This window comes from Hymenobacter sp. YC55, assembly GCF_029433095.1.
In the GTDB taxonomy this organism is placed as follows: domain Bacteria; phylum Bacteroidota; class Bacteroidia; order Cytophagales; family Hymenobacteraceae; genus Hymenobacter.
In genome coordinates this window covers 654925-680083 of sequence record NZ_JARNTX010000001.1, presented here as the reverse complement: position 1 = coordinate 680083, position 25159 = coordinate 654925, and the positions used below count along the sequence as shown (strand labels likewise).

The following is a 25159-nucleotide window of genomic DNA, read 5'->3' as shown; positions in this document are numbered from 1 at the left end:
GTCGCTACATTACCTTTGATTTACTGACCTAATTCATACTTGTCTAATCTGAATTCCCACTCCATGTCTGATCCGCAGGCGGAAGCCCATTTGAGCAAACTTGAAGTTCTCGAACGCAAAAACCAAGAAGCCCTGCTTGGCGGCGGCCAAGCGCGCATCGATGCGCAGCATAAGAAAGGCAAGCTCACAGCGCGGGAACGGGTAGACTTGTTGCTCGATGAAGGCTCGTTCGAGGAAATCGGCAAGTTCGTCATGCACCGCTCCAAGGACTTTGGTCTTGATAAGGAGTACTACCTCGGCGACGGAGTAATAACTGGCTACGGCACCGTGAACGGACGGCTTGTGTACGTCTTCTCACAAGATTTCACGGTTTTCGGCGGTTCACTAAGTGAAACGCACGCCGAGAAAATCGTGAAGATTATGGACTTGGCCATGAAGAATGGCGCACCTGTCATTGGCCTCAATGACTCAGGCGGCGCCCGGATTCAGGAGGGCGTAGTGAGCCTCGGCGGTTATGCTGACATCTTCTACAAGAATACCCTGGCCTCCGGTGTGGTACCGCAGTTGTCGGCTATTATGGGGCCGTGTGCAGGCGGCGCAGTATACTCGCCGGCTATTACCGACTTTATTTTGATGGTAGAAGACACGAGCTACATGTTCGTGACTGGGCCTAACGTGGTGAAGACGGTAACGCACGAAAACGTAACCAGTGAGGAACTAGGCGGTGCCAGCACGCACTCCACAAAAAGCGGCGTTACGCATTTCTCGTGCGCCAACGAGGTGGCCTGCATCAATCACCTCAAGCAGTTGCTGAGCTACATGCCCCAAAACTGCGAGGAAACAGCGCCGGCAGTTCCGTACGAAGCCGGCAACGAAGAACGCCCCGCTCTCGACAATATCATCCCTGAAAATCCCAACCAGCCCTACGACATTCGGGAGGTGATTGAGGGCATTATCGATGCTGACTCCTTTCTGGAGGTGCACCAGAATTTCGCCGAGAATATTGTAGTAGGCTTTGCTCGCCTTGGGGGCCGTAGCATTGGCATCGTAGGCAATCAACCGGCCGTGTTGGCTGGCGTACTCGACATTAATGCCAGCACCAAGGCCGCGCGATTCGTACGGTTCTGCGACTCGTTCAACATTCCGTTGCTGGTGCTGGAAGACGTACCGGGCTTCTTGCCTGGCACCGACCAAGAGTGGCGCGGTATTATCACCAACGGCGCCAAGCTGCTTTATGCGTTTTGCGAAGCCACTGTGCCACGCATTACTGTCATCACGCGCAAAGCCTATGGGGGTGCCTACGACGTAATGAACAGCAAGCACATCGGAGCCGACATGAACTACGCTTGGCCAACAGCCGAAATTGCGGTGATGGGCGCCAAAGGCGCCGCCGAAATTATTTTCAAGCGTGAAATAGCTGCGGCCGCGGATCCGGAAGCCAAACTGCAGGAGAAAGTAGACGAGTACCAGCAGAAATTTGCAACTCCTTACCGAGCCGCCCACCGTGGTTTTGTGGACGAAGTCATCCTGCCTTCTCAAACCCGGCAGAAACTAATTCGGGCATTTAAGATGCTGGAAAACAAAGTAGATACCATGCCTCGTAAGAAGCACGGCAACATTCCATTGTAAGCTATTACACTGAATAAGACATGTCTCCTACTCTCTATTTATTGTTGCCTGCTGCAATTTTTGTGGCAATAGGTGCACTTATCATTTCTCTTGGTAGATCAGTGCGCAATGGTAATTTGGAAATATTGAGTGGCTATGATGCCGATAAAATAATCAACAAACCTGGCCTTGCTACCTGGGCCGGTAGCAACCTAACTCAGCTTGGCTACTGGCAAATGGTGGCTGGTCTATTGGCAACAGTTAACTTACCTGCTGGCGGTGGCTTATTCTTTCTTGCTACAGTCGCCCTAGTAGGACGTACTGTTTTCGGTAGCTTTCGATTTTATCGTTAGCCACTACATCCTTTTACTCTCCGTTCGTCACAAGTTTTTATGCGTCAAGAATCTTTCGACTTTTTACAGAAGTACCTCAATAACCCATCTCCTACCGGCTTCGAGAAAGAAGGACAGAAAATTTGGTTGGATTACATCAAGCCGTACATCGACGAGTATTTTGTTGACACTTATGGTACGGTAGTAGGCGTTATTAATCCAGAAGCCAAGTACAAGGTGGTGATTGAGGCGCATGCCGATGAAATCAGCTACTTCGTCAATTTCATTACTGAATCAGGCTTCTTGTATCTGCGTCGCAATGGCGGCTCTGACCCGCTGGTGGCGCCTAGCAAACGGGTGAATATTCACACGGCCAAGGGCATTGTGAAAGCAGTGTTTGGCTGGCCTGCCATTCACGTGCGCAAAGTGGAGCAGGACAAGGCTCCTACTATTGAAACTGTGTTCCTGGACTGCGGCGCTTCAAGTAAGGAAGAAGTCGAGGAAATGGGTATTCATGTTGGCTCGGTCGTCACGTTTGAAGACGAGTTCATGGTGCTCAACGACAAGTTCTATGTGGGCCGGGCACTCGACAACCGCGTGGGTGGCTTCATGATTGCTGAAGTGGCACGCATGCTGAAAGAAAACGGCAACACCCTGCCTTATGGTCTCTACATCGTAAATGCGGTGCAGGAAGAAATAGGCTTGCGGGGTGCCGAAATGGTGGCGCATCGGATTCAGCCCGACGTAGCCATTATTACGGACGTAACGCACGACACTCAGTCGCCGATGTACGAGAAGAAAACCGCCGGCGACTTGTTCTGCGGCAAAGGACCCGTGATAACCTACGGCCCGGCTGTTCAGAACAACCTGCGTGACTTGATCTTGCGCACGGCGCAAGAAGCGGAAATTCCGTTCCAACGGGCTGCCGCTACCCGCGCCACTGGCACCGACACCGATGCATTTGCTTACTCTGGCGCCGGTGTTGCATCGGCCTTGATTTCGTTACCACTCAAGTATATGCACACCACTGTTGAAACCGTGCATAAAGATGACGTGGAAAATGTCACTAAGCTTATCTACGAAACGCTGTTGCGCATCGAAGACAACCATGACTTCCGCTATTTCAAATAAACCAGGTCAGCTGAGGCTGGAATCTATTCAACGGCTGCTCCTGCTTGGAGCAGCCGTTTGTTTTGCTTTCACTGTCACTTTTAGAGGGGCATGCTATGGCTTATTTCTCCCCTACCATCATCTAGAAGCTCTAAAGCTGTGCAACTCGAGCAACTCGGAAATTTAAGGGTACCGCTCACCGTCACCGACCAAATGAATCGGCGGGTAGCGGTGCCATTTCCCCCGAAACGGATAGTATCCTTGGTGCCTTCTCAAACGGAACTGCTGTTCGACTTAGGGCTAGGGGAGCGAGTGGTTGGGGTGACGAAATTCTGTATTCATCCTGCCGAAGCCAGGAAAACGGCAGCCGTGGTGGGGGGAACCAAAAACTTCGACTTCGAGAAAATAGCTGATTTAAAGCCAGACCTTATTCTGGGTAATAAGGAAGAAAACTATCGGGAGGGAATAGAGCAGTTGGCGGCCCAATACCCGGTGTGGCTCAGTGATATTGCTACCTTAGATGAAGCTCTCGACATGATTCGACGGATCGGGTTAATCACCGGGCGCAAGGAAAAAGCTGATGCTCTAGCAACCGACATAGCCACTTCTTTCGCGCTACTGAAAGCAGCAGCCACACCCATTACGGGTGCTTACTTCATTTGGCGTAAGCCCTACATGGTAGCTGCACCAAGCACGTTCATTGATGATTTGCTGCACCGTGCTGGCTTTCAAAACGCATTTGCTCACCTAAGCCGCTACCCCGAAGTGACTGCCGAGCAACTAGCCACCGTTGCGCCGCAACAGATTTTGCTGTCTTCGGAGCCCTATTCGTTCGGCGAAAAGCACATAGCCGAATTTCAAGCCATTTGCCCGTCAGCACAAATACGAATTGTGGACGGCGAGTTGTTTAGTTGGTACGGCAGCCGGTTACGTCATTCGGCAGCGTACCTCCATGAACTGATTTCCGCTGGCTAATCAGCGGAAATCAGTAACGAAGGCAGCCTTTTCCAATTCCGACCAGAATTGCGGATACGACTTGCGCACTACTTGCGGCGTTTCGATGGTAAGTGGGCCACGTAACGCCAGCGGTGCGAAGGCCATAGCCATGCGGTGGTCGTGGTAGGTGGCTACGGTTTGGCCGTTTACCCTGAATTGTTCGGTCGAGACGCGGAAATAGCCTTCTGTTTCTTCCGTCAAGAAAGCGCCGAAGTTGGCGAGTTCAGTTTGCAAAGCAAATATCCGGTCAGTTTCCTTGATCCGGAGGCTTTCCAAGCCGGTCATGAGGACGGGCACGTTTAGGGCAGCAGCTACTACAGCTACGGTTTGCGCCAAGTCAGGGCAGTCGGTGAAGTCTTGCGTGAAACCAGCTGAGGGAGGTGTTTGCATCAGGCGCACACCATCCGACAAGAACTCGGTTGCCACGCCTAGCTGCGCCATTATATCGACTATAGCTTGGTCGCCTTGCCAAGAGTAGCGGCGCAGACCGGGCAGCGTGAGGTGTGAGCCAGCCGGCGCCAACGCCACCATAGCATACCAGTAGCTAGCCGCCGACCAGTCCGACTCAATCGTATAATCGGCGGGTTGGTAGCGGCCGGCACGGGCCTCCAGCGCTGTACCTAAGTCGCGGCACTGGCCCCCGAAATGCTGCATAAGCGCCATGGTCATGCGGATATAGGGGCGCGACCCTACTTTGCCGGTAAGCCAAAGCCGCAGTCCAGTTGGCAGCATTGGCCCAACCATCAGCAGGGCCGATATGTACTGGCTGCTGATGTCGCCGCGTACTTTCAACTCAATGGGTTCGGTTTCGTCTGCTTGTGGCTCCTGCCCTTCTACTTGGTGCCAACCGCGCAAGCGCAAAGGCGGATAGCCTTCTGCTTCTTCGTAAGCAATATCGGCCCCGAGTTGACACAAAGCCTCGACTAGGACGCCTATGGGCCGCTCACGCATGCGGGCGGTGCCTGTGAGCAGCGCATGACGGTCGGTCACGGCCAAATAAGCTGTTAGGAAACGCATGACGGTCCCGGCATCTTCGGCGTCGAGCACTTCGGCAGTAGGATCAGCCAATAAGCGCTGCATAAGCTGCGTGTCGTTGGCATCCGACAGATTATCGAGTTGGCCTCCGCCAGCTAACGCTCGCAGGATAAGGGCACGGTTACTTTCGCTTTTCGACGCCGGTAATTGCGCTGTCCCGCGCAACGGACCACCAGGCCAGGTAAGGTTGACTGAAGAGCTAATGGCGGTTAAGAATGTAACACCAAGCTGTTGCTCGGTGAATAGGTGAAAAATGAATTCAACAAATGGGTTTGTACCTGCACCACGGTAGCGGATACGTATCTGTAATGCCGCTTACCACTACAGCCACTCAGGCCGGTACGGCTGGCTTTACAACCTGTGATAATACCGCAAGGATGACGCTATTTCTGCTACCGTTACGGGCTGGTTGTAAACGCCGCGGCCTATGCTTTCGAGCAGGGTACAGTTGATCGTAGAGCCGGCATTTTTCTTGTCCTGACGAGCGTAATCAGCAATAGCTTCGGTCTCTAAGGAGACAAACTGCACCTTTTCGAAAACTGAGAACAAGAAAGTCTCGATTTGGTCCAGTTCATTCTCATCGAGCAAGCCGTGCTGAACGCTCAACCAAGCTTCGCAAATCATACCTGCAGCTACTGCTTCGCCATGCAAAATCTCACGGCCCGGCTGCGACAACAAGAAGCTTTCCAGCGCATGACCTACCGTGTGTCCGAAGTTGAGCAGCTTGCGTGGACCGTTCTCCAGAGGATCTTGAGTCACAATTTCCTGCTTCAGCGCCACAGAATGCCGAATGGTATCGGTCCAGTTGTCTATGAAGACGCTATTGATCCGCTGCTCCCGAAAAGCAGCTGCATCGGCAATCAGCGCATGTTTTACCACTTCAGCATAGCCCGATTTCAGCTGGCGTGGGTCCAAGGTATCCAGAAACTTAGGATCAATGAAAACGCCTGCTGGCTCCTGAAAAACGCCTAAATGGTTCTTAAAACCCTGGAAATCAATACCCGTCTTGCCGCCCACACTGGCATCTACCTGCGCGAGCAGCGTGGTGGGCACCTGCACAAACCGAATACCCCGTTTGTACAACGACGCGCAGAAACCACCTAGGTCCGTTACCACACCACCGCCAAGGTTTACAAGAACCGCAAATCGGTCGGCTCGCTGCTCAGTTAGCTCGTTCCAAACAACCTCGCAGGAGTCTAACGTCTTGGCTTCTTCACCAGCGGGAATCTCAATTAGAGAATGAGCTTCGGGCAAGTAAAAACGCAGCAGCGGATAACACAACCGGCTGGTATTAGCGTCCGTGAGTACAAATACTTGACTAACAGCGGGCTGGCGCAGCAACTCGGCTAAGGCTGGCAGGGCCTCCGAACCGATGGATACTTTATTATTCAAATTTGATTCCTTTTAGAAGAAATGGGACCGTTCAGGTATGGCATTTGCTGAGGACAATTTCATCATGAATAAGGCGCAAAAATAAGATTCTTTAATGCAACCCTACAGGCTTGGCCTTACTCATACAACTGCAACTTACATTCTATATTAGTTATGCCTTCCTATTTGCGCGGCTTATCTGCCGCCGTGCTACTCTCAGCCGTTCCACTGTGGGTTGCTTGTCAACGTGAATCTATACCTAAACCAGAAGAACAGTTAGTAGGGCGTTGGGAGTGGCAGCAAACGGCTGCTCCCAACTCGCCCGTACTTACGCCAGCTAGCACGGGCCACCGTGTGGTAGTTGAGTTCGACCGGCGCGGCCGAGCCCGCTTTTATGAGGACGACAATTTTGTGAGTGCCACTGTCTTTGCGGTTCGGCGCGAACGGCAAGGGCTTGGGAAACCCGTTCGTCAGGTGCTGATGTACCGGGGCTACCGGGGTACGCAACTATACTCTATATCGGGCAACAGTCTTCAATTGCGCGACTCCAACGGCGAGCCTTTCGAACACCGCTACGTTCGGATAGCCCAAAAGAATTAGTGCGCCACTTTCTGATTTGATCCAGTAAGTGGTTGCTATCGGCAAAAGGAATTTGCGCCCGATAGCAACCACCCTTACCTCTATTCACTGCAAGCCATGAAGCTGCTTTATGCCTCCTTGCTCTTATGTAGTATAAGTGCCTGCAAGCCAGACAAGGATGCTGGACCAGCTATTATAGTTGGTCGTTGGCAGCTAACTAGTGTGGAATGCTACTGCGTGCCAAGTCCGACGCCCAATGTAGCTGTCGAGTTTAAAGCAGATGGCAGTGTTGTGTTCTACAAAGACAACAAAGAAGAAGCACGTGGCACATATGCTTTTACCACAGGCAAAACTCCGTGCTCGCCAAATGACGTTCCTGTGCTTGAGTTAAAAACCTCATCTGCTTTTCCTAGTGGTTCGCCAGCCTACACTATTAAGCCCTCCGAGTTGGTAATTGATTATGGTTTGTGTGTGGATCTTTTTCGCATGACTTATCGGCGCGACTAGTTCCGCTATTCAGGCCGCTGCATAATTTCGGTTTGCCGCCGGATGCTTTCCAAGTGAACCAGTTTGTAGAGTTCGGCAATGAACTTCTCGTTGACTCCTAGCTTGCGAGCCCACGCTTGCCGAGATTCAAAAATCTCATTCCAACGGTCCATTTGCAGGATTTTAACGTCGTTTTCTTTTTTGTATTCGGCTAGTTCACCCACTAGCGCCATACGTCGCGCCAGACCTTCCATAATTTCGCGGTCGGCTTCATCCATCTTGTGCCGTAGCTCCTCGGCTTTGTTTAGGTACTCGGCATTGTTGGAAGAGCGGTAGCGGAAGCGCAACTCATTGAAGATTTCGCCTAGGCGCTCTGGCGTTACTTGCTGGGCAGCGTCGCTGAGGGCGTGGTCGGGGTCGGGGTGCGTCTCTATCATCAAGCCGTCGTAGTCGAGGTCGAGGGCTTTTTGAGCGATGGGCAACAGTAGGTCGCGACGGCCACCAATATGGCTAGGGTCGCAGATAAGCGGCAGCTGCGGAAAACGGCTCTTCAACTCGATGGGCAGAATCCAGGTGGGGGCGTTGCGGTAGCGCGAGGGAGCAAACGTGCTGAAGCCCCGGTGAATTGCCGCCAAGTCGGTGATACCTGCCCGCTCTAAGCGCTCCAGTGCGCCGGCCCATAAGGCTACATCGGGGTTTACTGGGTTTTTCACCATTACCGGTACACCCGTTCCAGCCAACGCATCGGCCAGTTCTTGAATCGCAAAGGGGTTTACGGTAGTACGAGCCCCAATCCAGAGCACATCAATGCCGTGTTCTAGCGCCTCTTCTACGTGGCGTGGCGTGGCCACTTCCACAGTAGTCGGAATGCCTGTTTCGGCTTTCACCCGCTGCAACCAAGGCAAGGCTACTGAACCCATTCCCTCGAATCCGCCCGGCTTGGTGCGCGGCTTCCAAATACCAGCCCGAAACAAATCTATTTTGCCGAGAGCCTTCAGGCCGTGCGCAGTGGCCAGCACTTGCTCTTCGGTTTCGGCTGAGCAAGGACCCGCAATAAGCAAGGGACTACCTTTGGCAGTGAGGTGGCGGGTGAAGAAAGTATCGGGAGCCGAAGAAGTTTGCATGAGAAAAAGGAAATAGAGAAGTCGCAGATTCGATGAATGAATGCGAGAATAACTGTGTTTAGTGCAAGATAGATGGGTCGACAACTAAGCCCGGCAAAATCTTGTTTAAAGGCTACCTTTGTCTACCTAAACTTCCGCCCAAAGCTACACCCAATGCCTGTAACCCAAGCCCCGCCGGTTTCTTTTGATGACACTGCTGTTGCCTTCGCCTCCAAGTCAGATGCGGAGTTGCGAAAGATGTATGCCCTTTTCGCCTCCATGAACAACAATACGCTGGTAAAAACTGGCGGAGGCTTAATGAAAACGGCACTAAAGTGGAATCTACCCGGCACGAAGTTTCTAATTAAGAACTCTATTTTCCGGCAGTTCTGCGGTGGCGAAACCATTAAAGAATGTATTCCGGTAATTGCCGAGCTTGGTCGGTACGGCATCGGCACCATTCTCGACTACTCGGTGGAAGGTGAAGGCAGCGACAAAAGCTTCGACCAAACCCGCGACGAAATCCTAGCTACCCTCGACTTAGCACACCGCTCCACGCATATCCCGTTTTCGGTCTTTAAAGTAACGGGCTTAGCCGACAGCGCATTGCTTGAGAAGATACAGGCCGGCAAACCTCTTACGCCTGTCGAGCAAGCCAGCTACGACCGGGCCCATGCCCGTATGGATGCCATTTGCCACCGGGCTCATCAGTATGGCGTACGCGTGTTTGTTGATGCTGAAGAAAGCTGGTTTCAGCAGACCATCGACAACATGGCTTACGAAATGATGCGCAAATACAACCGCGAGTCGGCCATCGTCTGGAACACCTACCAGCTCTACCGCCACGACCGGCTCGACGCCATCAAGGAGGCACACGATGTGGCCAAACGTGAAGGCTACTTCTTGGGCGGCAAGTTGGTACGCGGTGCTTACATGGAAAAAGAAGCGCGTGTGGCTACGCAGCGCGGCTACAAAAACCCTATCAACCCTACCAAGCAGGAAACAGATGCGCTCTACGACGAGTCGTTGCGCTATTGTGTGCAGCACGTCGACCGAATCAGCATTTGCGCTGGCACGCACAACGAAGCTAGCTCCAAGTTGCTCACCCAACTGATGCAAGAGTACGACGTGCAGCCCGGTGACCAGCGCATCTGGTTTGCCCAGCTCTATGGCATGAGCGACAACCTAAGTTATAACCTTGCGCACGCCGGTTACAACACCGCTAAATACGTGCCCTATGGCCCCGTAGACGCCGTTATGCCCTATTTGCTGCGGCGGGCCGATGAGAATACGGCTATTGCTGGTCAAAGCAGCCGCGAATTTCTTCTCATCCAAAAAGAAATAAGACGACGCCAAGGACGTTAGGATTGTTTTGCCTATTCGGCACGGTTTTGGGTAGCCGCCGCCCGTTGTTTCAGATACCGCTCTGGAACAACGGGCTTTTTTGTACTTTCCGTCTTTAATCCCATCCCCTCTGCCCATGTTCGGCCGAATTCGCAGCCATTTAATTCGCTTTTCCCGCCACCAGGTAGGCACTATCAGCTACCTGAATCTTGTACAGGAGGCCGAATTGGGCCTTAATCTGGACATCTCGCACGAGAAAGGCCGCTTAAACGAACTCCTAGCTGAAATTTCGGAACAGGAATACAAAGCGGGGCGCCCTATACTAAGCTGCCTTGTTAAAGTAGAAGGCTCGAAAGGGCAAGGCGATAATTTTTACAAACTCTGTGAGCGGCTCGGAATGGGCGAATGGCGCACCCTTAAGCACCAAGAAGACCTGTTAAAGAATATGCGCCGGGAGTGCAGGGCGTTCTGGCAAGACGATGCCAACTACGAACGGTGGGGCTAAAGCTCGGCTGTGCAAAGAAAATAGTTGAAAAATAGGGATGCCTTAATTATATGTGTAACCCCTATAGGAACGGTCGCGTTTAGCTACTCACATTCGGTGCAGCATTCCACTTTCACAGCTGCATTGATTGCTTCCTTTCCCCACCTTTTCAACTTAACATCTCTCGCACATGAACACCAACGAATCGAATAACCCGATGAATACCGGTACTGGTTCAGGTTCAAACTATGGTACTGGCAATGCTGGCACTGGCTTTGGCAGCGGCTCTATGGGTTCTAACGCTACTTCGAGCGGCAACTTAGGCAACTCCAGCACTGGCGATTCTAGCATCAGCGGTGCAGATACTAATCCTACTCACGACTACAGTGCCACTCAAAAAGGAGCTGCTCTAGCAGGTTCAGCAGGCGCAACTGTTGGCGCTGGCATTGATGCCGTACAAAATGCTGCTAGTGACGCAGGCAACGCCCTAACTGGCAACAGCTCTACCTCTAGCAGAGGCGGTATGATGACGGGCATGTTCCGTGACCGCAGCAGCGCTGAGCAAGCATATCAGTCATTATCGTCGCGCGGCTACACTAAAGACGATGTGAACGTGCTCATGTCTGACGAAACGCGCAAAACGCACTTCGGCAGCGACACAGCTGATACCGAGCTTGGCGACAAGGCCATGGAAGGTGCTGGCGTAGGTTCAGCTATCGGTGGCACAGCCGGTGCCGTAATTGGCGCCATTGCAGCTATTGGTACTTCGGTAGCTCTTCCAGGCTTGGGCTTGATCATTGCTGGTCCTATTGCAGCAGCTTTGGCTGGTGCTGGTGCCGGTGGCCTGACGGGTGGCCTAGTAGGCGCTCTGGTAGGCTCGGGTATTCCTGAGGAGCACGCCAAAGAGTATGAGTCCGACATCAAGAATGGCGGCATTGTGATGGGTGTAAATCCCCGCAACGATGAAGATGCTCGTTATTTCGAAGAAGAATTCCGCCGCAGCAACGGTGACAAAGTACGTCGGTACTAGCCGCTAAGTAGCTCATCCTCAAAAGCCCCCTCCTAGTTCTAGGAGGGGGCTTTTTTTGTCTGGAGAGAATCAGTAAATTACTGCACCTGCCGAAATAACATATTTCGTTCTTTGGCCCGTTTTTAGCACCTGTACGCTCTAGAAAGCAGACAACTTTAAAGCAACTTATTTGTCTTTGTTTCTAGAATAGCAGCGCCTGATGGCACTTATTTCTTAACCTTCGGCGTTTTTAGTTTAACCAGGGCTGCTACCGTGCCGTAAGTATCAGAACGGCGCTTTGTTACAATTGATTTTCCTCCATTTCACTCGATTTTCCATGTCTTTTCCCCGAATCAAGATAGGCTTGTATGCCGCGGTGGTGCTGGCAGTTTTCGTGCTGGCTTCCTACAAGCTCTACCGTCGTAGTGATGCGCGGACGCCTCAGAAGGACGCCGTGCTGGTTCAGGCCATGCTACAGGGCCTCACTACGATGCACTACCAGCCTGAAAAGCTCGATGATACCTTTTCCAAGCGTGTCTTTGATCTGTATCTGAAGCGTGTAGACTCCAATAAGAAATTTTTGCTGGCCTCTGATGTGGCCCAGCTTCGCACAAAATTCCAGAGTGATATTGATGAGGAAGTGAAGCGTGGCACTCACGAATTCATGGACCAAACCAATGTTCTGCTTGATCAGCGCGTGAAAGACGTGCAAGCTTTGTATCGTGACATTCTAACGAAGCCTTTCGATTTTACCACGGAAGAGACTTTCGAGACCGAGCCCGACAAAGCTAGCTTCGCTGCCGACAAGGCCGCGCAGCGTGAAGAATGGCGCAAGTTCTTGAAGTATCAGACCTTGGTGCGCGTTTCGGAAATGATGGACGCTCAAGCAAAGAAAAAAGACAAGCCGCTGGCTTCGACTAGTGTTACCCCTTCGCCAGCTACCACTTCTGAGCCAACCCGTACGCCTGCTGAGATGGAAATCGAAGCCCGTAAGCGCGTACTGAAGTACTTCGACGACCAGTTCAACGACCTGCTTCAAAACGATGCAAATGACCGTTTGGCCATGTATGCCAACGTTATTGCTAACACCTACGACCCCCACACCGAATACTTCGCTCCGCGCGATAAAGAATCGTTCGACCAGGCAATGACCGGCCGTTTCGAAGGTATTGGTGCTTCGCTGCAAGAAAAAGACGGTCAGATCAAAGTATCTGATATTATTCCTGGCAGTGCTTCTTACCGTCAAGGTGAGTTGAAAGCTGGCGACATCATCACCCGCGTTGCGCAAGGCGATGCCGAACCAGTATCGGTAGAAGGTTTGCGCCTCGACAAGGCAGTGTCGATGATCAAAGGCAAGAAAGGCAGTGAGGTTCGTCTCACAGTAAAGAAGCCTGACAACAGCACTAAGATTATCTCTATCATCCGCGATGTAGTGGTGATCAAGGAAACCTTCGCGCAGTCGGCTACTATCAACGAAAGCGGTAAGAAGATTGGCTACATCAAGCTTCCTACCTTCTATGCCGACTTCAACGACAATGGCGGCCGCAGCTCAGCCGAAGACGTGAAGAAAGAACTCGAAAAACTCAAGCAAGAGAATGTATCGGGCGTAGTACTTGATTTACGCTTCAACGGTGGTGGTTCTTTGCAAGACGCCGTAGAAATGGCAGGTCTGTTCATTGACAGCGGTCCAGTAGTGCAGGTAAAGGGTCCTCAGGGCGCACCTAGCGTGCTCAACGACCGTGACCCCCGCGTGCAGTACAGCGGTCCGCTGGTGGTGCTTGTAAACAAGTATAGCGCTTCGGCTTCCGAGATTCTGGCTGCTGCCATTCAGGACTACAAGCGTGGTGTAATTATGGGTGCGGCCAGCACCTATGGCAAAGGCACGGTGCAGCGTATCTTCGACCTTGATGATGCTCTTCCTTCCGAGTTTAACAGCATCAAGCCTTTTGGCTCGCTGAAGCTGACTACGCAGAAGTTCTACCGCATCAACGGTGGCTCGACTCAGTTCAAAGGTGTAGTACCAGACATTATTTTGCCAGATGCATACAGCTATCTTGATCAGGGCGAAAAAGAGTCGGATTACCCATTGAAGTGGGATGAAATCACGCCAGCTCGCTACCGCCCTTGGGCACAAGCTCCTGCTACTGATAAGTTGCGTACTGCTAGCCAAGCTCGTGTAGCTGCTAGCCCAAGCTTCCGTCTTGTAAACGAGTTAGCCCAGCGGATGCGCAAGCGCAAGGACGATACGAAAGTATCGTTGAAACTGACCGCTTACCGCGCCGAGCAGCAAACCAACAAAGCTGAGTCTGATAAATATGAGGCCGCGCAGAAGGCCGCCGCGCCTATAGCTATTGCTCCCCTCTCTGCTGACTTGCGGGCTCTAGGCTCCGATACGGTAGAAATCAACCGTGCTTCGCGCTTTACTAAAAATCTAAACAAGGACATTACGCTTCGCGAAGCTGTGTCCGTAGTGAAAGATCAGATGTAATAGCGGCTTAGTCGTCAGGAAAGGTTCACTTAGCCTTCCTAGATACTAATTCAATTGACAAAAAAAAGCCCCCGTTGCTATAGCAGCGGGGGCTTTTTCTTGTTAGAAAACTAATGAGACAACCACACGTTAACATACTTAGCAAATCAGCCCTAAATTGCCCACTAAATAACAGGCTGTTTCACCTACATAAATCATTGATAATCAACTACTAAAAATCATTAAATTTCACCCAATATTTTTAGCAAATAAGAACTATAAACTATACCTTCATGTTAAACTAGCATGACGACGAACATGGAAACACCTATCATTCCGCTCGTGACGGACGAGCAGCAGAAGCTAGCTGACGAGACCTGGCGCAAGTCTATCCCGGCGCAGGTTTTCCTCAACTACTTCTTCGCCATTAACTATCATATTCAAGAGGCCGACGACGCTACTGGCGGCTTGCAGCACTTGCCGTTCTTCCGGGCACACCAGGCCGAGCTTACTGAAGCAGACCTAACGGCTGTAACTAAGCTATTGCATTCGTGCTGGAGCACTGAATACGCGCTACGCTCTACGGCCGAGCTAGGCGATGAAGACTATCTACGCAACGCCCTGCACTGGACGTTCCCGCAGGCATACCATACCATCATGGCTGGCTTGCAGGCGTTCTTGTTCACAGCTGGTGTACGCAACAACAACCCTTCGCTGGTGCGCCGCGAGGTAGGGCGCTTGGTAGTGCGCAATGCATATCCACGCCCAATATCGTTCTACGCGGCCGGTGCCTACGGCGACTTTAGCATTCACCGCTTGCCGCTGGCTGGCTACAAAGCCGGGCTTAACATTGCCAGCAAGGAGATTGATGCCCAAGCGCAGATTGGCCAGTTTTTGCGTACCACCCGCAAGATGAAGGCACAGGCTACGCGCTTGCAAGTGCAAGCTAACCCCAACACGGCTCTGCGCAGCCAGAAGACGGGCAAGGTGCTCGACAAGTGGACAGCTTCGCATTGGCAGCAGATTACGTGGCGTTTAGGCTACACCACCATCTTCGACTTGCTAGGCCGCTTGCGCATCTCGCAGACTAGCCGCGAGATTGAGCGCTACATCGAGGCGGAGATTGATTTCAAACTCTTCCATCAGTCGCTGCTCAACATTGTGAGCTACCTCAATGGTATCCACGAAACGTATGTAGCCAAGGCTATCGGCCTAGAGCGCTACCAGCAATTGGTTGACGAGTTGCCAAAGCACTTGCGTAATAGCTTCGTAGAGGAGCGCCTACGCACCCGCGTGCAGCCCACGATTACGGGCGAGGCACCGGCCCCACAAATGGGAATTGCGGCATAAGGTTTGCATTGCTCTTATTAGCTAGATCCTACTCCATATACACCAAAGCGCCGTCTCAGGGAGACGGCGCTTTTTGCTTGTAGTCGTCTAGCAACTTATAAGCTACGTACTGCCAGCTATCAGTGGAAAACCAACACGGGCAAGTACCGGTTAGGTTAGCCGAGCGGACCATCCTATTTTTGCAGTTCGTCTTTTTTGGCCCTGTGCGGGCCTTCTTTTTACACCATGCCCCATGCACCATCTTAGCGAACAAGAAATAATTCGCCGCAACAAGCTCGACGAGCTTCACAAGCTTGGCATCGAGCCGTATCCGTCCGAGCTGTTCGACGTGAATTTCTACGCTCAGGAAATCCTCGACAATTACCATCCCGAGCTCAACAACTTTCAGGAAGTAAGCTTAGCGGGCCGGATTATGTCGGTGCGGGTGATGGGGAAAGCATCATTTGCCGAGTTGATGGATTCCTCGGGCCGCATTCAGCTCTATGTAAACCGCGACGAAATATGTCCTGGTGAAGACAAGTCGCTTTACAATAACGTGTTCAAGAAGCTCGTAGACCTCGGCGACTTTGTGGGCGTAAAAGGCCGTGTGTTCACCACAATGGTTGGCGAAATCTCCATTCACGTTACGGAGTTCAAGTTTTTGAGCAAGAGCCTACGCCCCCTGCCAGTTGTGCGCGAAGCCGTAGACGAAGCCACGGGCGAGAAAAAGACCTACGATGCCTTTACGGATCCTGAGCAGCGCTACCGCCAACGTTACGTGGACTTGGTAGTGAACCCGCAGGTACGTGACGCTTTCGTGAAGCGGACGCAGTTGGTGCAGGCCATGCGCAATTACCTCAACGACAAAGGGTACCTAGAAGTGGAAACCCCGATCTTGCAGCCGCTCTACGGCGGCGCGGCGGCCCGGCCCTTCAAGACCCACCACAACACGTTGGACATGACGCTGTACCTGCGCATTGCCAACGAACTGTATTTAAAGCGTCTGATTGTAGGCGGTTTTGATGGGGTGTACGAGTTCAGCAAGGACTTCCGCAACGAAGGCATGTCGCGCTTCCACAACCCGGAGTTCACGCAGATGGAGCTCTACGTAGCCTACAAAGACTACTACTGGATGATGGACCTAGTAGAGGAAATGGTAGAGCGGGTGGCGCTAACCTTGCACGGCCAAACCGAAGTGCAGGTAGGCGAGAACCGCATCAACTTCCAGCGCCCTTGGAAGCGCTACACCATGGCCGAAGCCATTGAACACTTCACCGGCCTCAACATTGATGGCAAGTCGGAAGAGGAATTGCGTGCGGCGGCCAAGGAGTTGAAAGTAGGCCTCGACCCAAGCATGGGCAAAGCCAAGATCATCGACGAAATCTTTGGCGAGCATGTAGAGCCCAAGCTGATTCAGCCAACGTTCATTACCGACTACCCCGTGGAAATGTCGCCGCTGGCGAAGAAGCACCGCAGCAAGCCGGGCTTGGTAGAGCGGTTCGAGGCTATTTGCAATGGCAAGGAAATCTGCAACGCCTTCTCGGAACTCAACGACCCTATCGACCAGCGCGCCCGCTTCGAGGAGCAACTGGAGCTTGGCAAGCGTGGCGACACCGAAGCTATGGTGCTCGACGAAGATTTCTTACGGGCCTTGGAATATGGCATGCCACCCACAGCGGGCCTCGGCATCGGCATCGACCGCCTAAGCATGATCATGACCAACTCGAATTCGATTCAGGATGTGCTGTTCTTCCCGCAGATGAAGCCAGAAAACACCAAGTCAGAAAACGCTCCGAAACCTCAATAGCAGCTTCCTTTTTACTAACACGAACGCCACCTCAATTGGGTGGCGTTCGTGTTTGTGGGCCTATAGAGCTTGCTACGCTTTTCCTTAAACGCGTTGCCCTTAAATCGAGAAAGCCTCCCGCATATCACTGTGCGGGAGGCTTTCTTTTGTAACCAATTTACCTTTCAGCTGGGAGGCTTACTTAAAGAAGCTTGCGATGAACAAGTACGATTTTACTGTCGGATCAAGTTAACCACGATCAAACAGAAGCTCTTACTGTCGGCAATTTTACTTCAAGTGTACTACTCAGCTTCTTTCAAGCTAGTTACATTCTCTTTAACGGCACCTCTACGGATAGGGTTACCCTTAGCCGTATTATTTCTTAGAAATTCTCTTTGGCTCTTTGGGTAGAGGCCAAAAATCAGAAAGCCTCCCGCTCATTGAATTGCGGGAGGCTTTCCTTTTGAATTACAACCAACTTACCCTTCCAATCGGGTTCAATTGCAGAAGCTTGCGATGGGCGAACTAGATTTTACTGATGGGCTAATAACCAAGTCCCGCCAGAAGCTCAGCAGCCGGCAATTTTACGACAATGAAATCTCCGATCTTCTTTCAAGCCGGTTATATATTCTTTAACGGGGTAGCTAGAAACAGGTTACAAAATCCAGCAAGTTTTTTAGAGCCCTCTGCCGTAACCAGGGAAATGGCGGGAGTCGCCGCCACTACCATCGTAGTCAGAGTCGATGTCTCCAATGCTTCCGGCATCTGGTTCGGTGAAGCCGCCTGGCGTATTGATGGAGCCGAGCAAGCTATCGGCAGCCGAGCGGTCTGACTGTTGCTGAGCAGAAACAGGTGCTTGTTCTTTCAGCGAACTGATACGGTTAAGTCCTTCTTTCAACAGCTTGTTGAGGTCGTCGCCGAGTTTGCCAGCCGATTCTTTAAGACCTGCCCGAGTTTTGTCGCCGGTTTCGGGCGCTAGCAACAAGCCGGCTACAATGCCTGCAGTAGCTCCAGCCAACAAGGAGAGAATTACTTTGCCTTTGGTGTCTTCCATGATGCAGCGAATATGAAGTGAGAAAGAGAGTGAAGCCAAGAGTTTAGCTACTGGTTTACTTACCTGCCTCTTAAGGCGGGTAGGCAACAGTTCAACCTGTTCTGTGCTAACGGCTTCTGGCAAAGCAAGGTTAACAGAAAAGCCTCTGCTTTCTCGCGAAAACAGAGGCTTTTCTGTGCAAGCAAACTTAGCTTACAAATCGTTGAGCAATTTTACGATTTCGCTTTTGCCTTTGCCGAGCTTTTGCTGCAAACGGCCTACTAGCTCGTCGCTTTTGCCTTCAGCGTACTCCAGGTCTTCGTCGGTGAGCTGCGCGTATTGCTGCTTCAGCTTGCCTTTGGCGTCGTCCCAGCTGCCTTTCAGTTTCAGGCTGCTGCCAGCGCCCCCGATACCGAGGTCTTCCAGCTTTTCTACATAGCCTTTAAACTTGGCATCCAAATCTTCGGTGTATTTCGAGAGCTGCTCGCCCAGCTGGCCACTATACTTTGTGGCGGCGCTGCCAATTTTCTCGCGGGTAGCTTTGCCTTTGTCGGGAGCCATCAGCAAACCAGCAATAATGCCGGCGCCGGCACCAGCCAGAGCAGCGAGGAGAATTTTGCCCGAGTTGTCTTCTTCTTCGTAATACGACATAGTGTGGAGAGAGAAAGGTGATGAATTTCAGACAGATGACTTGCTACAGCCGAGTTGCGGCTCACACCATAGATAGGCTGCTAGCAGCGCATTATGGCTCGTCATTCTGTGCCTAATACGGCGCTAAGCTGCACAGGTTTTCGTTGAACACCAAAAAAGTAGCGTTCCACAATATAGTATTTCGTCACTACGCCTGTTGCGTATGCAGCAGAAGGTAGCTGCACCGTAGCAAACCTCTCCTATCGCCGACTAAACCATTAAACGCCTTCCCTTAAGGAGATGGCAGCGTGAGAGCTACTTGTTTTAGTACTTGGCAGCGGGGCGCTATATGGCGCTGAAGTTCTACTTTCGCGTTCCACCTCTTCTGTATACTGCTGATGAGAATCTTATTCCCCCTGCTGGCCTTGCTGCTTAGTGGCGCCTGCCAAAAACAGCCTGCATCAACTGCTGCAAAACCGTGCATCGACCCGGCCAAAATCCGTACGGACGCCATGTGTACCATGCAGTACGACCCAGTGTGTGGCTGCGACGGCAAAACGTACGGCAACGCCTGCACGGCTACCAATGCTGGCCTGACCAGTTTCACTCCTGGCGCCTGCCCCGATAAGAAGTAGTACCCTTTTTCTATTCTGTACTTATGTCCGAAAAGCGTTTTTTCCGCCAGCAGAACCCATTCGTGGTGCCTACCACCGACGGCAAGCTCATTGAAGAGCACATTGGTTTGGCCAGCACTCAAACCGGCGAATACAGTGTGGCCCACATGGTAGCGCCGCCCCAATGGAGCGAGCCGCACCAACGCCCCGAATTCGACGAAGTAACAATCGTGGTGCGCGGACGCAAGCGCTTCGAGATTGATGGCGATGTAGTGGAGCTAGGGGCTGGCGAGTCGTTGCTGATCAAGGCTGGCGCGCGGGTGCGCTACTCCAACCCGTTTGATACCGAGTGCGAGTACTGGTCGGTGTGCGTGCCGGCATTTAGCCCGGCTACCGTGAACCGGGAAGAAGAGTAACTCCTGCTGTTGAGGCGAAACGCTGCTCCCTTCTTTATGAATTTATTGTATCTGGTGTTCGGCGACAATGTGCGGAATCATTTCCAGGCGTGCTTCTCTATTCTGAGCTTTCTGCGGCACCGCACTGGTCTTGGCACCATTACCATCGTGACGGACGCACCCGATTTCTACCGTCATCTCGCCGACCACGTTACGGTACTGCCGGTAGAGGCGGCCACGTTACGCGAGTGGAAAGGCGAGTTTGATTTTTTCTGGCGCATCAAAATCAAGGCACTGGAGTTGGTTGCCGCTAAATATCCAGGTACTCCCCTGCTCTACCTCGACTCCGACACGTTTTTGCACGGCTCGTTTGAGGGCTTACAACAAGCCCTCGCCGCTGGTCAGGCTTTCATGCATGAACCCGAAGGCGCACTGGCAGAGCTAGGCAGCAAAACCGAGCGGCGGATGTGGCAACAAGTGGGCGGCAAGTCGTTTGGGGGTGTGTTGTTCCACGAACGACACGGCATGTGGAACGCCGGGGTGGTGGGCATTCCAGCCCAGGGTGCCACCGAGGCCATAGCCTTGGCCCTGCGCATCTGCGACGACCTCAGCCGGGCCGGCGTGACGCCTCGCCTGATTGAACAATTTGCCCTATCCGTAGCGCTACAAGAACACTTCAACTTGCAGTCGGCACTCCCATACATCGGGCACTATTGGAGCAACAAAACAGAGTGGAATGATGCCATTGCTTCCTTTTTGTTGGAATCTCAGTTGAAAAACCGTTCTGTGGCAGAGGAAATCGAAGCAATTAACAACTTCAATTTTCGGTCCGTGCCGGTCAAGAAGCGGCTCAAGAACACCCGCTGGCGGCTCTACCACCTCGTCGACCGTCTTTTCCCGCCGAAAGAAACTATTTACGCCGGCGATACCTGAGCTAGCCACGTTACCAAGGTTAGCGGAGGCTTCAACAAGAAACCCATCAGGCATAGGCAGTACTAACTTGCGTTGGCACTACCCGTGGTTGATGGGTTTCTATTTAAATATACTGGTAGGTTGGCCGGAATATGAGTTGGGACTACAGGATACAATGAATTTAAGGATGTACCCAAAGCCCTTGTAGATAACTGCTTTCCAGGTAGCTTAGCTGCTGAAGGGTAAGCCGCTTCAACCAAGCTTTAAGGTTGGTTGCTGGCACTAGCACCCTATCACTGTCAAGGCTTAGGCATGTTAATTAGTAACCGAAACACGAAACATTCCGCCGAGCTTACGCTGCACTTCCCTAAGCACCCCAACTAAACGCACTCCATGGATCAGCGCATCATCAACCTCTTCGACGAGTATACCCACGCCCCGCTCAGCCGCCGCGACTTCCTGGACCGCCTGCACAAGCTAACCGGCGGCGCGGCTATGGCCGCGGCAGCGCTGGCCGTGCTGGAACCTGGCTACGCCCAGGCCGCCACCGTGCCCGAGCAAACGGATGACTTGGTTACGGAAGAGGTAACATGGCCTAGCGATGCCGGCGTGACCATGAAGGGCTACCTAGTGCGCCCGAAGAGCAAAAAGAAACTAGGTGCTGTGGTAGTGATTCACGAGAACCGTGGCCTCACGCCTCATATCAAGGACGTAACGCGCCGCGTGGCGCAGGCTGGTTATTTGGCATTGGGGGTTGATGCGCTGTCGGTGTTCGGCGGCACGCCCACCAACGAGGACGAAGGCCGTACGCTGATTGGTAAGCTAGATAAGCAACAGAATCTGAACAACTACCTAGCCGCTCTCACCTACCTGCGTGGCCGCAAAGACTCGAACGGCAAAACCGGCTGTGTTGGCTTCTGCTGGGGCGGGGCCATGGCCAACAGCCTGGCCGTAGCCGACCCCAAACTAAACGCAGCCGTGGCGTATTATGGCACCCAGCCGAAGGCTGAGGATGTGCCTAAAATTAAGGCAGCCCTCCTACTCCACTATGCCGGCCTCGATGAGCGGGTGAATGCCGGGAAAGACGCCTACGAAGCCGCCCTGAAAGCTAACAACATCAAGTACGAGCAATACGTGTACGAAGGCGCCAACCATGCCTTCAACAACGACTCCTCACCCGCCCGCTACAATCCCGAAGCCGCTAAATTGGCGTGGGACCGGACGCTGAAGCTGTTCAAGGAGAGGCTGGCGTGATGCGTCAATTAGCTTATGCCATGCGCCTTATATTGGCCAGCTTAGCTACTGCTTGTCAGGAAAAAACCAGTGCTCCTGCTGACTCAATTGCCTACTGGCTTGTCACCAAGCAATTAGAGGTATATCCAAAATCGGTGTTGCAAGTAGACACTATAGCCCACAGCTATAGCGTCGTACCTGGGACTAAAACAGTGCTAATTTTCTCTCAACAAGATTCCCCTGTTTTTAAACCAAATAGAAGGCTAACTGACATGTACAGCGAGAAAGCCTTGCTCATGCAGTTAGATCCAACGAAACCAGATAATAAGCCTATTGTACTTCGTAAGTTGATAGCCTTTAGCCCTTATCATGGAATAAAGAAGCTTCCTAAGCATGAAACCGTGCGATTTAAGAAAGTCAATGACTCTTTGCCAAGCACATGGTGGATTGAATCACACGTCACTGGTATAGTGTTCAATACAAAGGTCGATTTGAATTCTAGCGTGACTTTACAAGAAGTCAATAAGCACTAATAACTTTCCACCTGTGACGCTGAACAATCAAGTTTGGCTAGGTGCACTAGTCTACAACCAATAAAACAAGCTACCCAACTCATTACGACGAGTTGGGTAGCTTGCTTAGACCAGTAGAAAAGGGGACTTATTTATTATTTAAACCAACAGGGCCAGGAAATCCGGCTTGCCATTTAGATACTCGAAGGCAAAGCCTTCCTCCACCATGCGGGCTTTTATGCCTTCTACATCGTGGGGTCGCTTGACTTCGACGCCAATGAAAACGGGGCCTTTTTCCTTGTTATTTTTCTTGATGTACTGAAACTGGATGATGTCGTCGCCCTCGTGGAGCACGTTGTTGACGAAGCGGCGGAGGGCGCCGGGGGCCTGGTTGAAGGTCACCATGAAGTAGTGCTTGAGGCCCTGGTGCTGCATGGCGCGCTCCTTGATATCCTCCATGCGGGTGATGTCATTGTTGGAGCCACTAACCACGCACACCACCGTCTTGCCCTTGATTTGCTCCCGAAACTGGTGCAGCGCCGAAATGGTGAGCGTACCAGCCGGTTCGAGCACGATGCCTTCCTCGTTGTACATCTTCAGCAAGTCCTGGCAGATCTGGCCTTCCGGCACCAACACTACCTCGTCCAGCAGTTCGCGACAGATTTCGTAGGTCAGTTGGCCGGGGCACTTCACGGCCGCGCCGTCCACGAAGCTGTCGATGCTGGCGAGGGCGGCGTGCTGGTTGCCGCGGATGGCGGAGTACATGGATGGCGCACCCAAGGGCTGCACACCAATAAGCTTAGTGGTCGGGCTTAGCTGCCGAAACACGCTGGCTACACCTGACGCTAGCCCGCCGCCGCCGATGGGCATAAAGCAGTAGTCGATGGGCACAGTGGCGGATTTTAGGATTTCCAGGCCGACGGTGGCTTGGCCTTCTACTATAGCGAGGTCATCGAAGGGGTGGATGAAGGTGCTGCCCCGCTGGTCGCAGAACTCACGGGCCGAGCGGAATGAGTCGTCGAAGCTGGCGCCGGTGAGGACCACTTCCACGTATTCTTTGCCGAAGAGCCGCACTTTGTCCACCTTTTGGGCGGGCGTAGCGGCGGGCATGAAAATGTAGCCTTTCAACCCGAGCATCTGGCAGGCATAGGCGACGCCTTGCGCATGGTTGCCGGCGCTGGCGCACACTATTTCCCGCTCCCCGCTAATGGGCGGCAGCGTGAGCATCTTGTGGTAGGCGCCCCGAATCTTGTAGGAACGTACGACTTGCAAATCCTCCCGCTTCAGCAGCACCGTCGCGTCGTAGGTGCGCGAGAGGCCGTGGTTTTGCAGCAAGGGGGTTTTGTAGATGACACCTTTCAGGTTGCGCGCGGCCTGCTCTACGTTTTCCAGCGTCACGGCCAACGGCGCGGCTACTTCCTTTTCCATGTCCTTGGTAGTTGGTGTCTCATTAGGTGAGACTAGAACAAGTCCTGCTGAGCTTGCCGAAGCATCTCGCGTGCTGATGTGTGATTACCTCTCCGGCGTCAGCACGCCAGATGCTTCGGCAAGCTCAGCATGACGTTCTTTTGTTTGCCTGATCTTATTTCAGCCAGAACGTTACTAGCTTAATTCCTCCACTTTTTCCGCGGCTTTCGAGCGGAGCTGGCGTACGGTAGCGCCGGTCTGCCATAGCTCGGAGTCGCGCACTTCTTTGAGTTCGGCTTCGAGTTCGGAGCGGTAGTTGGGCGTGGAGCCGCGCTGGATGGTGCGCTCGGCTTCTTTGCCGCTGGCTACGCTGTCGTACAGCTCGTTAAGTACGGGCAGGGTGGCTTCGCGGAAACGGCCTTTCCAGTCGAGGGCGCCGCGCTGCGCAGTTACCGAGCAGTTGCTGAACATCCAGTCCATGCCGTTTTCGCCTACCAACGGCACTAGGCTTTGGGTGAGTTCTTCTACAGTTTCGTTGAAGGCCTCGGAAGGCGAGTGGCCGCGCTGCCGCAGCACTTGGTACTGCGCTTCGATAATGCCCGCCAACGCGCCCATCAACACGCCCCGCTCGCCGGTGAGGTCGGAGTACACTTCCTTCTTAAAGTCGGTTTCAAACAGGTAGCCCGAACCAACACCGATGCCCATGGCCACTACTTTCTCGTAGGCCTTGCCACTAGCATCCTGGTACACGGCAAACGACGAATTCAAGCCACCACCGGCCACGAACAAGCGGCGCAAGCTGGTGCCGCTGCCCTTGGGCGCTACCAGAATCACGTCCACATCGGCGGGTGGGATGATGTTAGTTTGATCGTTGAATGTGATGCCGAACCCGTGCGAGAAGTACAGCGTTTTGCCGGGCGTCAGCTTGGCTTTCAGCGTGGGCCACAGCGCAATTTGGCCGGCATCGGAGAGCAGGTTGCAGATGATGGTGCCGCGCTCGGCTGCTTCCTCAATCGAGAAAAGCGTTTCGCCTTCCACCCAACCGTCCTTCAGCGCCCGCTCCCACGACGGAGAATCTTCGCGCTGACCGACAATAACGTTGAACCCGTTGTCGCGCATGTTGAGCGCCTGGCCCGGACCCTGCACCCCGTAGCCGATAACGGCAATCGTTTCGTCTTTGAGAACGTCTAATGCCTTTTCCAGGGGAAATTCCTCGCGGGTAACTACAGTTTCGTCTACTCCGCCAAAATTGATTTGTGCCATTTTGCTGTGGGCTATTAAGGGTGAATGTGTGTTGTTGCTTTGTTTGATTTAGACTGCTATGCTGAACTAGCACTAGCGCCTGCTGACATAGTTAAACCATCTGTCATGCTGAGCGGAGCCG

Annotated in this window: 24 protein-coding genes; 17 read left to right on the top strand and 7 right to left on the bottom strand. The window is 52.7% G+C overall.

Annotated features, from left to right (window positions below):
• The first annotated feature begins 63 nt into the window (after positions 1 to 63).
• From P1X16_RS02905 to P1X16_RS02890, 4 genes are all read left to right on the top strand, one after another.
• Entirely contained in the window at positions 64 to 1629 is a 1566-nt protein-coding gene (locus P1X16_RS02905) for an acyl-CoA carboxylase subunit beta (RefSeq protein ID WP_277226194.1), read from the top strand.
• 20 nt (positions 1630 to 1649) lie between these two features.
• Positions 1650 to 1961, top strand: coding sequence for a hypothetical protein (locus tag P1X16_RS02900; RefSeq protein ID WP_277226193.1), 312 nt, complete (start codon positions 1650 to 1652; stop codon positions 1959 to 1961).
• Positions 1962 to 2000: 39 nt separating this feature from the next.
• On the top strand, positions 2001 to 3071 hold the full coding sequence (locus P1X16_RS02895; protein ID WP_277226192.1) for a M42 family metallopeptidase: 1071 nt from the start codon (positions 2001 to 2003) through the stop codon (positions 3069 to 3071).
• 138 nt (positions 3072 to 3209) lie between these two features.
• Positions 3210 to 4025 (top strand): helical backbone metal receptor, encoded by an 816-nt coding sequence (locus P1X16_RS02890; RefSeq protein WP_346771228.1) that lies wholly within the window; start codon positions 3210 to 3212, stop codon positions 4023 to 4025.
• Here the strand turns inward: P1X16_RS02890 and P1X16_RS02885 are convergent, their stop codons facing one another.
• Together P1X16_RS02885 and aroB are read right to left on the bottom strand one after the other, a co-directional pair.
• Positions 4026 to 5246 carry a 3-phosphoshikimate 1-carboxyvinyltransferase gene (locus tag P1X16_RS02885; protein ID WP_277226191.1) on the bottom strand — a complete coding sequence of 407 codons (1221 nt, stop codon included), beginning with the start codon at positions 5244 to 5246 and terminating at the stop codon, positions 4026 to 4028.
• 186 nt (positions 5247 to 5432) lie between these two features.
• On the bottom strand, positions 5433 to 6473 hold the full coding sequence (gene aroB, locus P1X16_RS02880) for a 3-dehydroquinate synthase (RefSeq protein ID WP_277226190.1): 1041 nt from the start codon (positions 6471 to 6473) through the stop codon (positions 5433 to 5435).
• Positions 6474 to 6626: 153 nt separating this feature from the next.
• On the opposite strand from aroB, the gene P1X16_RS02875 reads away from it, so the two are divergent.
• Together P1X16_RS02875 and P1X16_RS02870 are read left to right on the top strand one after the other, a co-directional pair.
• The gene (locus tag P1X16_RS02875; RefSeq protein WP_277226189.1) at positions 6627 to 7052 is read left to right on the top strand and encodes a hypothetical protein; all 426 of its coding nucleotides are present in this window, start codon (positions 6627 to 6629) and stop codon (positions 7050 to 7052) included.
• A gap of 96 nt (positions 7053 to 7148) precedes the next feature.
• Positions 7149 to 7538, top strand: a complete 390-nt coding sequence (locus P1X16_RS02870; protein ID WP_277226187.1) for a lipocalin family protein — start codon at positions 7149 to 7151, stop codon at positions 7536 to 7538.
• A gap of 5 nt (positions 7539 to 7543) precedes the next feature.
• Here the strand turns inward: P1X16_RS02870 and P1X16_RS02865 are convergent, their stop codons facing one another.
• The gene (locus P1X16_RS02865; RefSeq protein WP_277226185.1) at positions 7544 to 8641 is read right to left on the bottom strand and encodes a chorismate mutase; all 1098 of its coding nucleotides are present in this window, start codon (positions 8639 to 8641) and stop codon (positions 7544 to 7546) included.
• A 153-nt stretch (positions 8642 to 8794) separates the two neighbouring features.
• On the opposite strand from P1X16_RS02865, the gene P1X16_RS02860 reads away from it, so the two are divergent.
• The 6 genes from P1X16_RS02860 to lysS all read left to right on the top strand — a co-directional run bounded on the left by P1X16_RS02860 (position 8795) and on the right by lysS (position 17060).
• A complete protein-coding gene (locus P1X16_RS02860; RefSeq protein ID WP_277226184.1) occupies positions 8795 to 9985 on the top strand; it encodes a proline dehydrogenase family protein in 1191 nt (396 codons plus the stop codon).
• Between the two features lie 115 nt (positions 9986 to 10100).
• Positions 10101 to 10469 carry a hypothetical protein gene (locus P1X16_RS02855; protein WP_245122639.1) on the top strand — a complete coding sequence of 123 codons (369 nt, stop codon included), beginning with the start codon at positions 10101 to 10103 and terminating at the stop codon, positions 10467 to 10469.
• A 514-nt stretch (positions 10470 to 10983) separates the two neighbouring features.
• Positions 10984 to 11478, top strand: a complete 495-nt coding sequence (locus P1X16_RS02850) for a hypothetical protein (protein WP_277229436.1) — start codon at positions 10984 to 10986, stop codon at positions 11476 to 11478.
• A 316-nt stretch (positions 11479 to 11794) separates the two neighbouring features.
• Positions 11795 to 13945, top strand: coding sequence for a carboxy terminal-processing peptidase (locus P1X16_RS02845; RefSeq protein ID WP_277226182.1), 2151 nt, complete (start codon positions 11795 to 11797; stop codon positions 13943 to 13945).
• 297 nt (positions 13946 to 14242) lie between these two features.
• Complete coding sequence (locus P1X16_RS02840; protein WP_277226180.1) at positions 14243 to 15274, top strand: hypothetical protein; 1032 nt, start codon at positions 14243 to 14245, stop codon at positions 15272 to 15274.
• 232 nt (positions 15275 to 15506) lie between these two features.
• Entirely contained in the window at positions 15507 to 17060 is a 1554-nt protein-coding gene (gene lysS / locus P1X16_RS02835; RefSeq protein ID WP_277226178.1) for a lysine--tRNA ligase, read from the top strand.
• 655 nt (positions 17061 to 17715) lie between these two features.
• Here lysS and P1X16_RS02830 read toward each other — a convergent pair.
• Together P1X16_RS02830 and P1X16_RS02825 are read right to left on the bottom strand one after the other, a co-directional pair.
• Positions 17716 to 18093: a YtxH domain-containing protein gene (locus P1X16_RS02830; protein WP_277226177.1), complete on the bottom strand. Its 378-nt coding sequence runs from the start codon at positions 18091 to 18093 to the stop codon at positions 17716 to 17718.
• 192 nt (positions 18094 to 18285) lie between these two features.
• Entirely contained in the window at positions 18286 to 18723 is a 438-nt protein-coding gene (locus P1X16_RS02825) for a YtxH domain-containing protein (RefSeq protein WP_277226175.1), read from the bottom strand.
• 377 nt (positions 18724 to 19100) lie between these two features.
• On the opposite strand from P1X16_RS02825, the gene P1X16_RS02820 reads away from it, so the two are divergent.
• From P1X16_RS02820 to P1X16_RS02800, 5 genes are all read left to right on the top strand, one after another.
• Positions 19101 to 19337, top strand: coding sequence for a Kazal-type serine protease inhibitor domain-containing protein (locus P1X16_RS02820; RefSeq protein ID WP_277226173.1), 237 nt, complete (start codon positions 19101 to 19103; stop codon positions 19335 to 19337).
• 23 nt (positions 19338 to 19360) lie between these two features.
• The gene (locus P1X16_RS02815; protein WP_277226172.1) at positions 19361 to 19732 is read left to right on the top strand and encodes a cupin domain-containing protein; all 372 of its coding nucleotides are present in this window, start codon (positions 19361 to 19363) and stop codon (positions 19730 to 19732) included.
• 36 nt (positions 19733 to 19768) lie between these two features.
• Complete coding sequence (locus P1X16_RS02810; protein WP_277226171.1) at positions 19769 to 20644, top strand: hypothetical protein; 876 nt, start codon at positions 19769 to 19771, stop codon at positions 20642 to 20644.
• 372 nt (positions 20645 to 21016) lie between these two features.
• Complete coding sequence (locus P1X16_RS02805; protein WP_277226169.1) at positions 21017 to 21877, top strand: dienelactone hydrolase family protein; 861 nt, start codon at positions 21017 to 21019, stop codon at positions 21875 to 21877.
• The gene (locus P1X16_RS02800; protein ID WP_277226168.1) at positions 21835 to 22389 is read left to right on the top strand and encodes a hypothetical protein; all 555 of its coding nucleotides are present in this window, start codon (positions 21835 to 21837) and stop codon (positions 22387 to 22389) included. Before P1X16_RS02805 ends, P1X16_RS02800 begins: the two co-directional genes overlap by 43 nt.
• A 138-nt stretch (positions 22390 to 22527) precedes the next feature.
• Here the strand turns inward: P1X16_RS02800 and ilvA are convergent, their stop codons facing one another.
• Complete coding sequence (gene ilvA / locus P1X16_RS02795; protein ID WP_277226166.1) at positions 22528 to 23796, bottom strand: threonine ammonia-lyase IlvA; 1269 nt, start codon at positions 23794 to 23796, stop codon at positions 22528 to 22530.
• Positions 23797 to 23970: 174 nt separating this feature from the next.
• Positions 23971 to 25038: a ketol-acid reductoisomerase gene (gene ilvC / locus P1X16_RS02790; RefSeq protein ID WP_277226164.1), complete on the bottom strand. Its 1068-nt coding sequence runs from the start codon at positions 25036 to 25038 to the stop codon at positions 23971 to 23973.
• Positions 25039 to 25159 lie beyond the last annotated feature (121 nt).

What these genes read in the sequence shown, in the direction of transcription:
- P1X16_RS02905 (WP_277226194.1), top strand. Translation starts at nt 64, where the DNA reads ATGTCTGATCCGCAGGCGGAAGCCCATTTGAGCAAACTTGAAGTTCTC.
- P1X16_RS02900 (WP_277226193.1), top strand. Translation starts at nt 1,650, where the DNA reads ATGTCTCCTACTCTCTATTTATTGTTGCCTGCTGCAATTTTTGTGGCA.
- P1X16_RS02895 (WP_277226192.1), top strand. Translation starts at nt 2,001, where the DNA reads ATGCGTCAAGAATCTTTCGACTTTTTACAGAAGTACCTCAATAACCCA.
- P1X16_RS02875 (WP_277226189.1), top strand. Translation starts at nt 6,627, where the DNA reads ATGCCTTCCTATTTGCGCGGCTTATCTGCCGCCGTGCTACTCTCAGCC.
- P1X16_RS02870 (WP_277226187.1), top strand. Translation starts at nt 7,149, where the DNA reads ATGAAGCTGCTTTATGCCTCCTTGCTCTTATGTAGTATAAGTGCCTGC.
- P1X16_RS02865 (WP_277226185.1), bottom strand. Translation starts at nt 8,641, where the DNA reads ATGCAAACTTCTTCGGCTCCCGATACTTTCTTCACCCGCCACCTCACT.
- P1X16_RS02860 (WP_277226184.1), top strand. Translation starts at nt 8,795, where the DNA reads ATGCCTGTAACCCAAGCCCCGCCGGTTTCTTTTGATGACACTGCTGTT.
- P1X16_RS02855 (WP_245122639.1), top strand. Translation starts at nt 10,101, where the DNA reads ATGTTCGGCCGAATTCGCAGCCATTTAATTCGCTTTTCCCGCCACCAG.
- P1X16_RS02850 (WP_277229436.1), top strand. Translation starts at nt 10,984, where the DNA reads ATGTTCCGTGACCGCAGCAGCGCTGAGCAAGCATATCAGTCATTATCG.
- P1X16_RS02845 (WP_277226182.1), top strand. Translation starts at nt 11,795, where the DNA reads ATGTCTTTTCCCCGAATCAAGATAGGCTTGTATGCCGCGGTGGTGCTG.
- P1X16_RS02840 (WP_277226180.1), top strand. Translation starts at nt 14,243, where the DNA reads ATGGAAACACCTATCATTCCGCTCGTGACGGACGAGCAGCAGAAGCTA.
- lysS (WP_277226178.1), top strand. Translation starts at nt 15,507, where the DNA reads ATGCACCATCTTAGCGAACAAGAAATAATTCGCCGCAACAAGCTCGAC.
- P1X16_RS02830 (WP_277226177.1), bottom strand. Translation starts at nt 18,093, where the DNA reads ATGGAAGACACCAAAGGCAAAGTAATTCTCTCCTTGTTGGCTGGAGCT.
- P1X16_RS02825 (WP_277226175.1), bottom strand. Translation starts at nt 18,723, where the DNA reads ATGTCGTATTACGAAGAAGAAGACAACTCGGGCAAAATTCTCCTCGCT.
- P1X16_RS02820 (WP_277226173.1), top strand. Translation starts at nt 19,101, where the DNA reads ATGAGAATCTTATTCCCCCTGCTGGCCTTGCTGCTTAGTGGCGCCTGC.
- P1X16_RS02815 (WP_277226172.1), top strand. Translation starts at nt 19,361, where the DNA reads ATGTCCGAAAAGCGTTTTTTCCGCCAGCAGAACCCATTCGTGGTGCCT.
- P1X16_RS02810 (WP_277226171.1), top strand. Translation starts at nt 19,769, where the DNA reads ATGAATTTATTGTATCTGGTGTTCGGCGACAATGTGCGGAATCATTTC.
- P1X16_RS02805 (WP_277226169.1), top strand. Translation starts at nt 21,017, where the DNA reads ATGGATCAGCGCATCATCAACCTCTTCGACGAGTATACCCACGCCCCG.
- ilvA (WP_277226166.1), bottom strand. Translation starts at nt 23,796, where the DNA reads ATGGAAAAGGAAGTAGCCGCGCCGTTGGCCGTGACGCTGGAAAACGTA.
- ilvC (WP_277226164.1), bottom strand. Translation starts at nt 25,038, where the DNA reads ATGGCACAAATCAATTTTGGCGGAGTAGACGAAACTGTAGTTACCCGC.